The 14,670-nt window shown below is 72.8% G+C and carries 19 protein-coding genes and 1 pseudogene; 11 read left to right on the forward strand and 9 right to left on the reverse strand.

Annotated features, from left to right (window positions below; all coding sequences use genetic code 11):
• Nucleotides 1-108: 108 nt before the first annotated feature.
• Nucleotides 109-666 carry an NUDIX domain-containing protein gene (locus AC38ZX_RS10345; RefSeq protein ID WP_426595720.1) on the reverse strand — a complete coding sequence of 186 codons (558 nt, stop codon included), beginning with the start codon at nt 664-666 and terminating at the stop codon, nt 109-111.
• 61 nt (nt 667-727) lie between these two features.
• On the opposite strand from AC38ZX_RS10345, the gene AC38ZX_RS10350 reads away from it, so the two are divergent.
• Nucleotides 728-1,093 (forward strand): nitroreductase family deazaflavin-dependent oxidoreductase, encoded by a 366-nt coding sequence (locus AC38ZX_RS10350; protein WP_426595721.1) that lies wholly within the window; start codon nt 728-730, stop codon nt 1,091-1,093.
• Between the two features lie 22 nt (nt 1,094-1,115).
• Here AC38ZX_RS10350 and AC38ZX_RS10355 read toward each other — a convergent pair whose 3' ends face one another.
• Entirely contained in the window at nt 1,116-1,502 is a 387-nt protein-coding gene (locus AC38ZX_RS10355) for a nuclear transport factor 2 family protein (RefSeq protein WP_426595722.1), read from the reverse strand.
• 118 nt (nt 1,503-1,620) lie between these two features.
• Here AC38ZX_RS10355 and AC38ZX_RS10360 point away from each other — a divergent pair, with 118 nt between their 5' ends.
• Both AC38ZX_RS10360 and AC38ZX_RS10365 read left to right on the forward strand, forming a co-directional pair.
• Nucleotides 1,621-2,871, forward strand: a complete 1,251-nt coding sequence (locus AC38ZX_RS10360; RefSeq protein WP_491297218.1) for a ferric reductase-like transmembrane domain-containing protein — start codon at nt 1,621-1,623, stop codon at nt 2,869-2,871.
• A gap of 117 nt (nt 2,872-2,988) precedes the next feature.
• Nucleotides 2,989-3,516 carry an FMN-binding protein gene (locus AC38ZX_RS10365; protein WP_491297219.1) on the forward strand — a complete coding sequence of 176 codons (528 nt, stop codon included), beginning with the start codon at nt 2,989-2,991 and terminating at the stop codon, nt 3,514-3,516.
• 9 nt (nt 3,517-3,525) lie between these two features.
• Here the strand turns inward: AC38ZX_RS10365 and AC38ZX_RS10370 are convergent, their stop codons facing one another.
• Complete coding sequence (locus tag AC38ZX_RS10370) at nt 3,526-3,888, reverse strand: hypothetical protein (protein WP_491297221.1); 363 nt, start codon at nt 3,886-3,888, stop codon at nt 3,526-3,528.
• A 13-nt stretch (nt 3,889-3,901) separates the two neighbouring features.
• Between AC38ZX_RS10370 and AC38ZX_RS10375 the strand changes: the two are divergent.
• Both AC38ZX_RS10375 and AC38ZX_RS10380 read left to right on the forward strand, forming a co-directional pair.
• A pseudogene (locus tag AC38ZX_RS10375) lies at nt 3,902-4,006 on the forward strand (hypothetical protein); the annotation flags it as partial.
• A 92-nt stretch (nt 4,007-4,098) separates the two neighbouring features.
• Nucleotides 4,099-4,272, forward strand: coding sequence for a hypothetical protein (locus AC38ZX_RS10380; protein WP_491297222.1), 174 nt, complete (start codon nt 4,099-4,101; stop codon nt 4,270-4,272).
• Here AC38ZX_RS10380 and AC38ZX_RS10385 read toward each other — a convergent pair.
• Nucleotides 4,229-5,458: a sensor histidine kinase gene (locus AC38ZX_RS10385; RefSeq protein ID WP_426595727.1), complete on the reverse strand. Its 1,230-nt coding sequence runs from the start codon at nt 5,456-5,458 to the stop codon at nt 4,229-4,231. The genes AC38ZX_RS10380 and AC38ZX_RS10385 overlap by 44 nt on opposite strands.
• Entirely contained in the window at nt 5,455-6,123 is a 669-nt protein-coding gene (locus AC38ZX_RS10390) for a response regulator transcription factor (protein ID WP_426595728.1), read from the reverse strand. The genes AC38ZX_RS10385 and AC38ZX_RS10390 overlap by 4 nt, the downstream gene beginning before the upstream one ends.
• 145 nt (nt 6,124-6,268) lie before the next feature.
• Between AC38ZX_RS10390 and AC38ZX_RS10395 the strand changes: the two genes are divergently transcribed.
• A complete protein-coding gene (locus AC38ZX_RS10395; RefSeq protein WP_491297223.1) occupies nt 6,269-6,913 on the forward strand; it encodes a DedA family protein in 645 nt (214 codons plus the stop codon).
• A 7-nt stretch (nt 6,914-6,920) separates the two neighbouring features.
• Here the strand turns inward: AC38ZX_RS10395 and AC38ZX_RS10400 are convergent, their stop codons facing one another.
• Nucleotides 6,921-7,580, reverse strand: coding sequence for a response regulator (locus AC38ZX_RS10400; protein WP_426595730.1), 660 nt, complete (start codon nt 7,578-7,580; stop codon nt 6,921-6,923).
• A complete protein-coding gene (locus AC38ZX_RS10405; RefSeq protein ID WP_491297224.1) occupies nt 7,577-8,755 on the reverse strand; it encodes a sensor histidine kinase in 1,179 nt (392 codons plus the stop codon). The genes AC38ZX_RS10400 and AC38ZX_RS10405 overlap by 4 nt, the downstream gene beginning before the upstream one ends.
• Before the next feature lie 100 nt (nt 8,756-8,855).
• Between AC38ZX_RS10405 and AC38ZX_RS10410 the strand changes: the two genes are divergently transcribed.
• The 4 genes from AC38ZX_RS10410 (at nt 8,856) to AC38ZX_RS10425 (ending at nt 12,041) form a co-directional block, all read left to right on the forward strand.
• A complete protein-coding gene (locus AC38ZX_RS10410) occupies nt 8,856-9,782 on the forward strand; it encodes an ABC transporter ATP-binding protein (RefSeq protein WP_491297226.1) in 927 nt (308 codons plus the stop codon).
• Nucleotides 9,779-10,528, forward strand: a complete 750-nt coding sequence (locus tag AC38ZX_RS10415) for a hypothetical protein (RefSeq protein ID WP_491297228.1) — start codon at nt 9,779-9,781, stop codon at nt 10,526-10,528. Before AC38ZX_RS10410 ends, AC38ZX_RS10415 begins: the two co-directional genes overlap by 4 nt.
• Nucleotides 10,529-10,632: 104 nt before the next feature.
• Nucleotides 10,633-11,265, forward strand: a complete 633-nt coding sequence (locus AC38ZX_RS10420; RefSeq protein WP_491297229.1) for a hypothetical protein — start codon at nt 10,633-10,635, stop codon at nt 11,263-11,265.
• Nucleotides 11,262-12,041: a hypothetical protein gene (locus tag AC38ZX_RS10425; protein WP_491297230.1), complete on the forward strand. Its 780-nt coding sequence runs from the start codon at nt 11,262-11,264 to the stop codon at nt 12,039-12,041. Before AC38ZX_RS10420 ends, AC38ZX_RS10425 begins: the two co-directional genes overlap by 4 nt.
• Here the strand turns inward: AC38ZX_RS10425 and AC38ZX_RS10430 are convergent.
• A complete protein-coding gene (locus AC38ZX_RS10430; RefSeq protein WP_426595735.1) occupies nt 12,038-12,478 on the reverse strand; it encodes a MarR family winged helix-turn-helix transcriptional regulator in 441 nt (146 codons plus the stop codon). The genes AC38ZX_RS10425 and AC38ZX_RS10430 overlap by 4 nt on opposite strands.
• A 100-nt stretch (nt 12,479-12,578) precedes the next feature.
• Between AC38ZX_RS10430 and AC38ZX_RS10435 the strand changes: the two genes are divergently transcribed.
• Complete coding sequence (locus AC38ZX_RS10435; protein WP_491297231.1) at nt 12,579-13,115, forward strand: hypothetical protein; 537 nt, start codon at nt 12,579-12,581, stop codon at nt 13,113-13,115.
• Here AC38ZX_RS10435 and AC38ZX_RS10440 read toward each other — a convergent pair.
• Complete coding sequence (locus AC38ZX_RS10440) at nt 13,013-14,653, reverse strand: MFS transporter (RefSeq protein WP_491297232.1); 1,641 nt, start codon at nt 14,651-14,653, stop codon at nt 13,013-13,015. The genes AC38ZX_RS10435 and AC38ZX_RS10440 overlap by 103 nt on opposite strands.
• Nucleotides 14,654-14,670 lie beyond the last annotated feature (17 nt).

A 14,670-nucleotide genomic window follows, 5' to 3' on the forward strand; every position in this document is an offset into this window, starting at 1 on the left:
CTCATCCCGGAACCCCCCGGTTCACAGCCCGCCGTGCCGCGTCGAGTGACGCGAGTCACGACATCTGGGACATTACCGACGGGCGGCGGGGTGCGTCTACGCGCAGTCCTACGTCAGGCGTCCCAGCGCGATCGCCGCGTACATGAGGGCGGCGACGGTCTCACCGTCCGTGATGGTGCCGTCCGCGACGAGGCGTACGACGTCGGCCCAGGGCAGGGTCCGCACGGCCGTGATGCCCTCCTCGGCCTGCTCGGTCGGCACGTCGGCCCGCGCGTCGGACGGGCGCAGCCCGCGCGCCAGGAACACGTGCTCCGGTGCGTGGCTGACCCCGTTGAGCGCGAACATGAAGCCGATGGCGTCCCAGCTGTCCGCCACCAGGCCGGTCTCTTCACGCAGCTCCCGCTGGGCGGCCAGCAGCGGGTCCTGCCCGTCGGAACCGCCGGCGGGCACCTCGAGCGATCCGCTGCCCGTCGTGTAGCGCGCGACCTCGACGAGGACGACGTGCCCGTCGTCGGTCACGGGGACGACGAACACGGCCGGGTTGCGCACCTCCAGGACGCCGTAGATGCCGGCGCTCCCGTCGGGGCGGTCGACCTCGTCCTCGCGCAGGCGGATCCACGCGTTCTCGTAGATGGTCGTCGACGTGCGGGTGCGCCAGGGGCTCATGGGCCAAGACTGCCGGACCGACCGGTTGCACCCACCTGCCCGTCCGCCCAGAGTGAGCCGCATGGACACGTCCGCGGCGCTGCACCGCAGCCAGGTCATCGACCTCACGACGACGGGCCGGCGCTCGGGAGAGCCCCGCCGGATCGAGATCTACCTCCATCACCTCGACGGCCGCCTGTTCATCTCGGGCATGCCGTCGCCGACCACCCGCGCCTGGATCCACAACGTGGCGGCCGACCCGCACGTCGTCATCCACCTCAAGGCGGGCGCGTCCGCGGACGTGCCCGCGCTGGCCAGGGTGGTCGAGGACCCGGACGAGCGCCGGCCCCTGATCGAGGCCGCGGCACGGCGGTGGGGTCGCGACGACATCGACGTGATGATGGTGCAGAGCCCGCTCATCGAGCTCACCGTCTCCGGCACGCGGTAGCCGGACACGTCCTCGGCGTCGCCTAGGAGCGTGCGCCCGCGGGATTCGACTCGTGCGCGTGATAGGTCCCGTGTCCCTGCACGACCAGGCCGTCGTCACCGAAGACGAGCACCTCGTCGACCGAGCTGCCCCGCTGGTTGCGGTAGTGGATCACCAGCGCCGTCACGCCGGCGTAGACGTCCTCGACGGTGAAGTGCAGGTCCGGGATGAGCCGCAGCCCCTCGGCCCAGTACGCCCTCAGCTGCGCCTTGCCCCGGAGCACGCCGCCCGTCTCGGGCAGGAGCTGCACGGCGACGGGCGAGGTGAACACCACGTCGTCGTCGAAGTGGGACAGGATCGCGTCGAGGTCGTGGGCGTTCCACGCGGCCTCCCATTCCGCGCTGAACAGGATCGGGTCAGGCAGGCTCATGGCGACAGTGTCGCAGCGACGGCGTGCTTCGTCGGGTGGATTTCGGGCGCGGGCTCGCAGGGCTGACTCACAGGAAGTTCCGAGACTGCTCCGAGTTAGGGCATGCAGACTCGTTTGCATGACCACGACGACCCGCGTCGCCACACCCGTCCGGACGGCCGCCACGCGCCGACCCGCACCGACACGTCGGCTCTCCGGCGCGCTCACAGGGCTCTGGGTCGGCTCCCTGGCCGTGGTGGCGTTCTGGTGGTTCGGCACGTCGTCGGCGGTGGGGTCCACACCGGGCGGGGCCCTGATGAGCGTCGGCGAGCTCGCCGGGCTGCTGGCCTCCTTCCTCGTCTGCGCGCAGCTTCTGCTCGTCGCGCGGGTGCCGTGGTTCGAACGCTCGGTCGGGTTCGACCGGTTGGTGTCCTGGCACCGTTCGTTGGGCACCACGGTCGTCCTCCTGGTGCTGACCCACGTGCTGCTCATGATCATCGGCGGCGCGCTGCTCGACTCCACCTCGCTCTGGTCGGAGGTGCCGAGCGTCCTCGCGAGGCAGCCGTACCTCTGGCTCGCGCTGATCGGCACGGTCCTGTTCTTCGTCGTCGGGCTGTCGAGTGCCCGGCTCGCACGGCGCGCGCTCTCTTACGAGCTGTGGTTCGGGCTGCACCTGACGATCTACGTCGGCATCTTCCTGGCGTTCTTCCACCAGGTCGCCGGCGGCACCCACTTCGTTGCGGACCGCCTGGCCCAGGCGGCCTGGATCGCGCTCTACTCGGCGACGGCGGCCGCGATCCTGACGTGGCGGGTCGCCTTGCCCCTGCTGGACCACCGACGCAACGCGCTGCGCGTGTCGCAGGTGGTGCGCGAGGGCCGCGACCTCGCGAGCGTCTGGCTGACCGGGGCGTCCCTGGACCGCCTCGACGCTCGCGGAGGTCAGTACTTCCTCGTGCGGTTCCTGACCCGCGGTCACCTCGGCACGGCGCACCCGTACTCGCTGTCGATGGTGCCGACGGCGGACAGCATGCGGTTCACGGTCGGCGCGCTCGGCGACCACTCCGGAGCGGTCGAGGCCCTCCGCCCCGGCACACGCGTGCAGGTCGAGGGTCCGTTCGGCCGGTTCACCGCCGACCGCGCCTCGACGCACAAGGTGCTGCTCGTGGCCGGCGGTGCCGGGGTCGGTCCCGTCCGCGCCCTCGCCGAGGAGCTCCTGCGCCGCGGGCACGAGCTCCGTGGTGGTGCACCGGGCGCACACCGCCGACGGGCTTGCCCTCGCGGCCGAGTTCACGCCGTCCCCGTGGCTGCGCTACGTGCCGGTGCCCGGCCGACGAGCGGAGCTGCGCTACGACCCGCTCGCTCCGGCGCACCTGCGCAGGCTCGTCCCTGACATCGCCGAGCGGGACGTCTTCATCTGCGGACCTGACCCGATGATCGATGCTGTCGTCCGGTCCGCACGAGCGCTCGGCGTCCCGCCGACCGCGATCCACCGAGAGGAGCTGGGCTGATGGCTAGCCGACCCTGGCGCGGGACCCTGCTGTTCGTGGGGGCCGCCGCCGCGATGACGGCGGCGGGCGTCGCGAAGTTCGCGCCCGCCGTGCCGAGCACGACATCCTCGGCCGCAGCAGGCACGACGAGCACCGGTTCGACGAGCAGCGGAACGACGAGCAACGGTTCGACGAGCAGCGGTTCGACGAGCAGCGGTTCAAGCTCCGGTGCAACCTCCACGGGCACGGACAGCGGATCCACGACGACCTCCGACACGGTCACGATCGTCGGGTCCGTCGAGCAGAACCGCTACGGAAACGTGCAGGTGTCGGTGACCTTCACCGGCAGCCAGATCACCGACGTGCAGACGCTGCAGGTGCCCAACCGGGAGCGTGAGGACCAGCGGATCAACCAGGAGGCGGTCCCGATCCTCGCGCAGGAGGTGATCTCCGCGCAGTCGGCCCACATCGACACCGTCTCCGGGGCGACCTACACCTCCGACTCCTACGCCGCGTCCGTCCAGTCCGCCATCGACCAGCACGGCTGAGCGGGTGCGTCACCTCGAGACGGTGATGGGCATCCCGATGTCGGTGGACGTCCGCGACGACGACCCCGGGACGCCCGAGCTGGTCGACCGCGCGTTCGAGGTCCTCCGGGAAGCCGACCGCCGCTTCAGCAGGTACGACCCGGCCAGCGAGGTGAGTCGCTTCGGGCGCGGTGAGCCCGTCCCGCGGAGCTGTCCGACGACCTGCGCGCGGTGCTGGCGGTCGCCGGCCAGGCGTGGGAGGACTCCGGCGGGGCGTTCTCGGTGCGCAGGCCGGACGGCACGCTCGACACGGACGGCGTGGTGAAGGGCTGGGCCGCGCAGCGCGCCGCCGACGTCCTCGTCGACGGGGGAGTGCGGAGCCTTCTGCCTCAACGCGGGCGGCGACGTGGTCACGCGCGGCGAGCCCGAACCCGGTCGCGGCTGGCACGTCGGCATCCGGGATCCGAGCGATCCTCAGGTGTTCCTCGTCGTGCTGGAGTCCCGTGACGGCGCCGTCGCGACGTCCGGGACCTACGAGCGGGGTGCGCACGTCTGGGACGGACGCACCGGTAGCTCGCGACCGAGCTGGTGTCGGCGTCCGTGGTGGCCCCGGACCTCGCCCGGGCGGACGTCCTGGCGACGACCGTCCTGGCGCTCGGCCCGGCCGGCGTGGCGTGGGCGGGCGAGCACGGGGCGACGGCCGTCATCGCCGTCGGCGCGGACGGTCGGATGCTCACCGACGCCCCAGGTGCGGCGCTGCTGGGAACCAGAGGCTGATCTCGGCGCCGGTCGCCCCGTCGCTGCGCGCTCCCGCCGCGACGGCCCCGCCGTACTGCGTGGCGACCTCGGCGACGAGCGCGAGCCCGAGCCCGTAGTGGCGTCGGCGCCGGTGGTCGTCCCTGCGGGCCGAGGCGAACCGGTCGAACACCGAGGCCCCCTGCGACCCCAGTCCGGGTCCGTCGTCTCGGACGGCGACCGTGACCCGCGCGCCCGAGACCACGACCCCGACCTCGACCTGCGAGGTCGCGTGGTCGAGGGCGTTGTCGACCAGCGCCGTCACGGCTCGGCGCGTCGAGGCGTACCCGGAGAGCGCGATGGCTGTGGCATCGCCGGTCCGGGTCAGACGGAGGCCACGCTGGTCAGCCGCGGCGCGAGCCGCCTCGACGACCTCGTCGGCGACGGCAGAGACGTCGAGCGGCACCGCGTCGACGGAGCGCGGATCGGCCGTCAGGAGCATGTCGTCCAGGACGCCCGCAAGGGCAGCGGCGTCGCCGAGGAGCCCGTCGACGTCCTCGCGGACCCGCGCCGACGTCCCCGCACGGTCGGTCAGGTGCCGATCGAGCAGCTGGACCCGTGTCGAGAGCAACGTCAGCGGCGTCCGCAGCTCATGGCTGGCGTCGGCGACGAACCGTCGCTGGAGGCTCAGGGCGGACGCCATGGGTCGCACCGCGCGCCGCGTGAGCCAGACACCACCGAGACCGGCGAGGACGATGCCGAGGCCGCCGGCCACCAGGAGCGCTGCCTCGAGCCTCTCCATCTCCTCGTGCGCGGGGCGTGGGTCGAGCGCCGCCTGCACGACGCGACCGTCGTGCGGCACGGTCACGACCTGCAGGACGCCCTGGTCGGTCTCCACGGCCGTCCGGACCGCCCGACCGCTCGACGTCGCCCGCTGGATCGCGGTCACGTCCGGCAGGCCGGTCGGGAGGTTCGCCGACGCGTCCGTGCTGCCGTCGGCGACGATGGCGACCCACATGCCGGGACCTGCGTCGTGCACGGCGTCGATGGATCGGGCCGTCGACGCGATCAGAGCCTCGCCCCGACCGTGCAGGGAACGGCTCACGACGACGAGCACGGTCGTCGCGACGACCAGGATGACGACCAGCACGAGCGCGGCCGTCTGCAGCCCGAACCGCCAGGACGCGCTCCGAAGGGTCTGGCGTTCGGCCTCGGTCAGCCCGTTCACAGCTCACCCAGCCGGTAGCCGGCGCCCCGGACGGTGGTGACGGCGGACTTCCCGAGCTTGCGCCGCAGGTAGTACACGTAGGTGTCGACGACTCCCTCGTCGGACACGTCCGGGAACACCTGGAACAGGATGTCCGACCGGCTGAACACCTGCCGGGGGCGTCGCGCGAGGAGCCCGAGCAGCGCCGCCTCCCGCTCCGACAGACCCCGCTCCTCGCTGTCCGCCCGCACCACGCGGCGCGACTCGACCTCGAACGTGCCACCGGGGACGGGCAGCACCGACGGTGCCGGACCGTGCGCCCTGCGCCGCAGCGTCCGCAGGCGCGCCGCGAGTTCGTCGAGGTCGAACGGCTTGCTGAGGTAGTCCTCGGCACCGGCGTCGAGGCCTGCGACCCGGTCGGCGGGGTTGGCCAGCGCCGAGAGCACGAGCGCCGGCGCCACGACGCCCTTGGAGCGCAGCCGACCCAGGAGGTCGAGCCCCTCGATCCCGGGCAGGCCGCGGTCCAGGACGATCACGGAGTAGCTCCGGGTCAGCCCGAGGTGCAACCCTCGCTGCCCGTCGAGCGCGACGTCGACCGTGTAGCCCTCGCCCTGCAGGACCTGCTCGAGCATCGCGGCCAGCCGCCGGTCGTCCTCCACGAGGAGCAGCCGTGCTTCGTCCTCCATGCGGTGCCGTACCTCTCCGATGCGAACCAGGTCGCCGTGAGCGTGGCGGACGGCACCTTCGGATCCCCTGAGAGTCGTGCGGCGGCGACCCGCCCGGCCGGGAGATACTCGGGCCCTACCGACAGCGACCACGGGGAGACCGTCGATGCTCGACAGCTTCACCACCTGGCTGCAGACCGTACCCGCGGGGGTCGTCTACGCGGTGATCTTCGCGCTCGTGTTCGCCGAGGACGCGCTGTTCTTCGGCTTCGTGCTCCCGGGCGAGACGGTGGTGATCCTGGGCGGCGTGCTGGCCAGCCAGGGGCGCATCGAGCTGGCGGTCCTCATCCCCGTCGTCGTGCTCGCCGCGATCCTCGGCGACAGCGTGGGGTACGAGGTGGGCAAGCACGTAGGTCCCCGGCTGTTCGCGTCGCGCTTCCTGAAGGACCGGCAGGACGGGATCGCCAAGGCGCAGGACCTGCTGGCCAGGCGCGGCCAGTCGGCGGTGTTCCTCGGGCGGTTCACGGCGTTCTTCCGCGCCATGATGCCCGCACTGGCCGGCGCCTCGCGGATGCCGTACCGGCGCTTCCTGCCGGCCAACGCTGCCGGCGGGATCGTCTGGGGGGTCGCCACCGTCCTGCTGGGCTACTTCATCGGCACCGCGTACGAGCGGATCGCGTCCCGGATCGGCGAGGGCCTCGCCATCGCGGTCGCGGTCGCCGCGGTCGTCGCGTACGTCGTGTGGCGGGTGCGCAAGCGCCGGGCCGAGCGTGCGGGCGAGCGCGAGGCCGAGGAGGCCGAGGCGGAATGACCCACCGTCACCGGTCGCCCGGGACGACCAGCCCCGACTCGTAGGCGAGCACGACCGCCTGGGTGCGGTCGCGCAGGCCCAGCTTGGTCAGGACGCGGCTGACGTGCGTCTTGACCGTCTCCTCGCCGACGACCAGCCGCGTGGCGATCTCCGTGTTGGACAGCCCCTCCGCGACGAGCAGCAGCACCTGCGCCTCACGGGGTGTCAGGCCGGCGACCACGGCCGTGGTGTCCGGGCGGCGGGCGCGCTGTCGCGCGAACTCGGCGACGAGGCGGCGGGTGATCGTCGGCGCGAGCAGCGCGTCGCCAGCGGCGACCACGCGGACCGCGTCGAACAGCCGCTCGGCGGTGACGTCCTTGAGCAGGAACCCGCTCGCGCCGGCCTCGAGGGCGTCGTAGACGTGCTCGTCGAGGTCGAAGGTCGTCAGGACGAGCACCCGCGGGCGGTAGTCGTCCTGGACGATCCGCCGGGTGGCCTCGATGCCGTCCATGACGGGCATCCGGACGTCCATCAGGACGACATCGGGTCGCTCCGCGCGGCACAGGAGCACCGCCTGCGCGCCGTCGGCGGCCGCACCCACGACCGTGAAGTCCTCCTGGGTCGCCAGCAGGGCGCCGAACGCCGCGCGGACCACCTCCTGGTCGTCCACGACGACGATGCGGGTCACGCCGCGCTGCCGCGGGGGAGCACGGCCTGCACCACGAAACCCCCGCTCGGACCGCGTCCGGTCGACAGAGTGCCGCCGGCCATCGCGACGCGCTCGCGCATCCCGGACAGCCCGTGGCCGACGGGTCCGGGGCCCGGACCGGGTCCGTCGTCCCGCACCCGGACGACGAGCTCGTCGGTCCGGTAGTCCAGCTCGACGTCGACCGCCGCCCCGGCCGCGTGCCGCCGCGCGTTGGTCAGGGCCTCCTGGACGATGCGGTACGCGGTGAGCTCGATGCCCTGGTCGAGCGGCGCGACCTGGCCGGTCACGATGAGCCGGGCGCCGCCGCGGCCGACCACCCGGACGTCGTCGAGCAGCTCGGTCAGCTGGTCGAGGCCCGGTTGCGGGGAGCGGCTGGACGTGTCGGCAGCGTCGGCGTCCTCGCGCAGCACCCCCAGCAGGCGGCGCATCTCGGTCAGGGCTGTCCGGGCGGTGTCGCCGATCGCCACGAGCTTCTCGGCGCCCTCCGGCGGCATCCCCGGCGTGGTGAGGCGGGCCGCGTCGGCCTGCAGGGCGATCAGGGAGACGTGATGGGCGACGACGTCGTGCAGCTCGCGCGCGATGCGCGCCCGCTCGCCGCGCGCGAGGTGCTCCACCGTCGACTCCGCCGCTGCCTCGACCACGGCGTCCTTGCGGCGCGACTCGGTGCGCAGCCGCCAGAAGGCGCCCGCCGCACCCGCGCCGGCCGCGAGCAGCAGTACGGCGAAGGCCGTGCCCCGGCCCTCGGGGAGGAAGCGCCCGGCCAGCACGACCCACGCGGCGAGCGGGGCGGCCAGCCACGCGAGCCGCGACGGCGGCCGCGTGCAGCCGACGGCGGCGAACACCACCGCGAGCGCCACGAGGCCGCCCACGGACGGGGGCAACCCGGCGACCAGGCAGAGCGTCGTGGCGGCAGTCGTCAGAGACGCTGCCGGCACCGGCCAGCGCCCGGCCAGCGCGACCGGCGCGGTCATCGCCAGCGCGAGCAGGACCGCGACGAGCGTGTCTCCGGGGCGGTCCGCGCTCGGCGCGATGCCGCTGCCCGTCGGTGCCACCTGCGACGTGGACGTGACGCCGGCCCCCGCCTGCATCAGCACCAGGACGCTGAGCGCTACCGCGGCGACCGGCCACGCCGCGGGACCCGGACGCCATCTCATCGGTCCATTGTGACCTGCGGTGTCATCCCCCGGGCGGGGGAGGCGAAGATCCCGCTGCTGCGTGACGACCCGGCCCGGGCCGGCTCCTAGCGTCGTCGTCATGCAGCCCTCCCTCGATGTGCGCGCCCTGTCCAAGCGGTACCGCGGCACCCTCGCGGTCGACGACCTGACGTTCAGCGTCCGACCGGGCGAGGTGACCGGCTTCGTCGGCCCCAACGGCGCCGGCAAGTCCACGACCATGCGCGTCGTTCTCGGCCTCGATGCCCCCGACGCCGGGGAGGCCCTGGTCAACGGCGTGCGCTACCGGGCGCTCGATCGCCCGCTCACGCAGGTGGGCGCCCTTCTCGACGCGGACGCCGTGCACCCGAGCCGACGTGCCCGCGACCATCTGCTCTGGATCGCGCAGAGCAATCGCATCCCGGGCCGCCGGGTCGACGCGGTCCTCGACGAGGTCGGACTGGCATCCGTCGCACGCAAGCGGGCCGGCGGCTTCTCGCTCGGCATGCGGCAGCGGCTCGGGATAGCCGCCGCGCTGCTCGGGGACCCGCCCGTCCTGCTCTTCGACGAGCCGACCAACGGCCTCGACCCGGACGGGATCATCTGGATCCGCGAGCTGATGCGCCGGCTCGCGTCCGAGGGTCGGGTGGTCCTGGTGTCCAGCCACCTCATGGGTAGCTCCCAGGACACCGCCGACCGCCTCGTGATCATCGGCCGAGGGCGGCTCGTCGCGCAGACGACCGTCGCGGACCTGCTGGCCACGGCCTCGAAGGACCAAGTCGAGGTGTTCACGCTGCTCCGCTCGGAGGCCGTGGCCGTCCTGGCCAACGCGGGGGCGACCGCGGCGGTGAGCAGCGCGCAGAGCATCGTCGTGCAGGGGCTGGCGGGCGACGCGATCGCGGGCCTGCTCACCGGCGCCGGGGTGTCGTTCACCGAGCTGCGCCGCCATCGGGCCTCTCTCGAGGAGGCCTACATGGATCTCACCCGCGGGTCGGTCGAGTTCGCGGCGAGCGAGGGTGGTGCCCGATGAGCACGATCCTCGCGGAGTGGACGAGCTTCCGGACGGTGCCGCGCTGGCTCCTCACGATGGCGTTGGCCATGGTGCTGACCGTCGGCGTCAGCATGCTTGGCGCCCAGGGCTCGATGACGGACGTGAACGAGCACCCGAACTTCGTCGTGGGTCCCGGCGGCGCCCCGGTCGCGGACGAGCTCGGCTTCGTCCACCGCACCGTGACCGGTGACACCACGCTGACCGTCGACGTGACCTCGCTCGAGCCGGTGGCCGATCCGGAGGGCCAGCGGCCGGGGTCCGCGCACGGGACGCAGTCGCCGACGACCCCGTGGACCGACATCGCTGCCGGGCTGACGCTCAAGGACGGCACCACCAGCGGCTCGTCGTACGTGTCGGTCCTGCTCACGGGGAGCCACGGCGTGCGGATGCAGTCCGACTTCACCGATGACGTGGCCGGTAGCGCGAGCAGCGGCGCGCGGTGGTTGCGCCTGACGCGGTCCGGCGACGCCGTGACCGGGTACGAGTCCGCCGACGGGCACACCTGGCACACGATCGCGACGATGACGCCGGCTCACGTGCCGTCTGCCGCCGAGATCGGGATGGCGGTCTCGTCCGCACCCGCGAAGCTTCGTCGGCCGCGGCATGGGCGGCGCCTCGGTCGGAGCCCATCCCACGTCCGCCGTCGCCACCTTCACCGGCGTCGATCCGGACGGCGACTGGACGGCCGCTCAGGTGACGATGCCGATCGAGGCTCGGCCCCCTGAACAACGACGCAAGCCCGACCCCTGCGGTCCTCACCCAGGACGGTGACACCTACACGATCGTCGGCACCGGCAAGGTGGGGCCTCAGGCGCCCGACGACGACATCGTGGAGTCGACCCTGCTCGGTGTGATCCCCGGGGTGCTGGCCCTGATCTGCCTCGGCGTCCTGTTCGGTACCTCGGAGTACCGGCGCGGTCTGATCCGGACGACCGTCACGGCCACGCCGCGACGCGGCCGGGTGATGGCGGCGAAGGCGATCGTGCTCGGTGCGGCCACGTACGTGCTCAGCCTGGTCGCGGTGGTCGTGTCCTTCCTCGTCGCGGTCCCCATCCTGCAGGGCAACGGCATGGCACCGCCCGCCTTCCCCGACCCGTCGCTGGCCGACCCGGCGGTCGCACGGACCCTGCTGCTGACCGCAGCGTTCATGACCGCGGTCACGCTCGTCGCGCTGGCTGCAGGCATGCTGCTGCGGCGAAGCGCACCCGCGATCACGCTCACGATCGTCCTGCTGCTGCTCCCGCTGATCGCCGGGACGGTGTTGCCCGGCACCTCGCCGAGGTGGCTCATGTACACGACCCTGGCCGGCGGCCTCGCGACGATGCGGTCGAAGCCGCCGACCGACGGGCTCGCAGAACCCTGGGCGCTCATCGGTGCCGGAGTCGGCATCGCGGTGGTCCTCGTCTACGCCGCCGTCGGCATGGGGCTCTCCTGGTGGCAGCTGCGGAGCCGCGACGCATGAGCGGGTTCGGGCCTGCGCTGCACGCGGAGTGGACCAAGGCCCGCACGCTGGCGAGCACCTGGTGGCTGCTGGCCTTCGTCGTGGTGTCGATGGTGGGGCTCGCGGCCGCGATCACCGGGACGCTCGACACCGACGCCTGCAGCGGCACGTGCGACACCGTCAAGCTGAGCCTGACGGGAGTGCGGCTGGCGCAGGCGGGCGTTGCCGCCCTCGCGGTCCTCGTCGTGGGCTCCGAGTACGCCACCGAGACGATCACGACGACGCTCGCCGCCGTGCCACGACGCGCGGTCGTCGTCTGCGCCAAGCTGGTCGTGGTCTCGGCGTCCACCCTCGTCGCCGGCGGCGTCGGCGTGCTCGCCGCTGTCGTGGTCGGGCGCGGCCTGCTGGCCGGTCGAGGGTTCACCGCGGCCTCGGGCTACCCGGACGCGGGGTTCGACGCCCTGGCCACCCGTGCGGCCGTGGGGACCGTCGTCTACCTCGTCCTGGTCGCGGTGCTCAGCGCCGGGACCGCACTGATCGTGCGGGACACGGCAGCCGCCGTGACGATCGTGCTGGCAGCGTTGTTCGTCGCGCCCCTTCTCGCCATGGCTGTCGACGCCGACTGGCAGGACCGGATCCACCGGTTCGCGCCGATGGACGCCGGTCTGGCCGTCCAGGCGACCCGCGACCTCGGGGCCCTGCACATCGGCGCGTGGCCCGGGTTGGCGCTCCTCGGGGGATACGCGCTGGTCGCGGCCCTGCTCGGCGGGCTGGCGCTGATCAGCCGCGACGCCTAGCCCGGTGCGTCGTGGTGGGCCAGCAACCGCGTGAGCAGACCGGTCAGCTGCGCGCGCTCGTCGGCGGACAGGGGAGCCAGGAGGTCCTCCTGGACGAGGTCGGCCTGCACAGCCAGCATCTGCATCCGTTCCCGGCCCGGCCCCGTGATCGTCACGACGTTACGACGTCGGTCGGCCGGGTCGGGCAGGCGTTGGACGTGGCCCGCGGTCTCGAGGTCGTTCAGGCAGCCGACCATGTCGCTCAGGTGGATGCCCGTGCCGCGACCCAGGTCCGCCTGGCTGGTCGGGCCGTGCTCGGCCAGTGCCGCGAGGATGCGGTAGTCGTACCCCCGGGCGCCGATCGCAGACAGCCGCTCCACGAGCAGGCGATGGGCATGGGCCGCCGTCTGGGTCAGCAGCCAGCTGGGCAGCGCTGCGACTCTGGAAGGTCCGGTCATGGCGCCGAACCTAGCAGGATCGTTCGCCGCTCGAACGTCTTGCGGTCATTCGTTCAGCGGTCTAACGTTAGTCCCACCAACGACTAGCGAGGGATCGACCATGACGCTCAACGGACAGATCATCGGACAGGCCGAGCGCGCGACCCGCACGCTGCTGGAACGGCAGCTGCGATCGACCGGCCTGCGGTTCGAGCAGTGGGTCGCCGTGAACCAGCTCCAGGCCGGGGTCGCCGATCGCGGGCAGCTCGTCGGGCGCCTCGTCGGCGGCCTGAAGATCGACGACGAGGCCGCGCAGGACGCGGTCGACGGCGTGATCGCGCTCGGCCTGGTCGCTGGCGAGGACGACCGGCTGACGCTGACGCTGGCGGGTGCCGAACGGTTCGGCATGGTGCTCGGACAGATCTCCGCGATCACGCAACGGCTCTACGGCGACGTGCCGCCCGCCGACCTCGAGGTCGCGGGCCGGGTCCTCACGCTCGTCACCGAGCGCGCCGACGCTCAGCGCCGCCTCCTGACGGGCGTTCGGCGGGCGGGTCAGACCGACGCGGTGCTCGATGCCGCGGCCTCCGTGCGCGGCGTGCGCGGATGCCGCAGGGCGGCGAGGAACGACACGCCAAGCGCGATCGCCATGCCGTAGAACACCCACTGCGACGCGGACGCGAACGAGTGCGCGACCGCATCCTGGATCTTGGGTTGCAACGCTGCGGGTACCGACGCGAAGGCCTCCTGGTTCTGCTGGTGGGCGGCCGCCGTCGCGACCGAGTGCGCGTCGTCCGGCGTCAACCCGAAGCCGACGAGCGCGTCGGTGAGCCGGCTGGTCAGCACGGTCGCGAGCACGGTGCCCAGCACCGCGATGCCGAGCGCGGAACCGTAGTTGCGGACCGTCTGCGTGATGCCGGTGACCTCGCCGTACGACGCGTCGATGGCGCGGTTCACGGCGTCCGTGCTGGCCGGTCCGAGCAGCAGGCCGATGCCGGCACCCGCCATGACGATGTAGGGCCACTGCGCGTTGAACGACAGGTCGGTGAGCTTGTCCGCCCACAGCGCGAACCCGACGGCGCCGAGCGCCGAGCCGAGCACCATCGGGCGGCGGGCCCCACCCCGGTCGAGCATGCGTCCGCCGACCTGGGCGGCCGGCGCGAACCCGGCGAAGAACACGAGCAGGTAGAGACCGGCCTCGTTCGCGTCGAACCCGAGCGAGATCTGGGAGTACGTGCTGGCGAAGAAGAACGCCGGGACGAACGCGATCATCGAGAAGAAGAGCACGACGTTGTCGACGACGAACGCCTTGTCCCGGAAGACGCGCACCTTGATCAGCGGGCTCCGCCGACGAAGCTCGAACCGCGCGAAGATCACCAGCACCACCAGCCCGGCGGCGAGGCAGGCCCAGGTGAGCGGGCTGTCCCAGCCCCAGACGGGTGCCTGCTCGAAGCCGAGGACCGACAGGCCCATGCCGAGCGCCACGAGCCCTGCGCCCGCCCAGTCGATGACCTCGCGGCGACGGGACGGCGGGATCTTGGCCAGCAACGTGAGGACCAGGGCGATGATCGCGACCGGGATGTTGATCCAGAAGATCGCGCGCCAGGTCCACTGGGTCAGGTAGCCGCCCGCGATCGGGCCGATCGCCGTGAGGGCGCCGCTGACGCCGAAGAAGACCGCCAGCGCGCGACCCCGTTCGTGCAGGGGGAAGGCGGCGACCACCACGGCCAACGCGGCCGGGATCATGATCGCCGCGGACACGCCCTGCAGAACCCGGAACGTGATGATCCAGGTCTCGGCGGCCGACCCGGTGGGCGTCGCACCGCACAGTGCCGACGAGCCCGCGAACCCGACGATGCCGAGGATGACCATCCGGCGGTGCCCGAGGACGTCGGCGAGGCGCCCACCCAGCGCGAACGTGGCGGCCAGGGCCAGGAGGTAGGCGTTGATGACCCACTGCGTGCCCGACCGCGTGAGCGAGAGCTCCTGCTGGATGCTGGGCGACGCGATCGCGACGATGGTCTGGTCGATGAACGTCATGGCGACGGCGAAGAGCATCGCGACGAGAGCGATGTTGCGCGCCGTCCCGACCGCTCCGGTGGGCGGCGCCGCCGCGGTCTCCGGAGGCGTGGGGCCGGCTGCGTCCACCGCCGGTTCCGGGCTGGTCGCTTCGGGGGTCACGGTCGGCTCGCTCATGGGCTCCGCTCCTGTTC

This window comes from Cellulomonas sp. McL0606, from assembly GCF_058248365.1.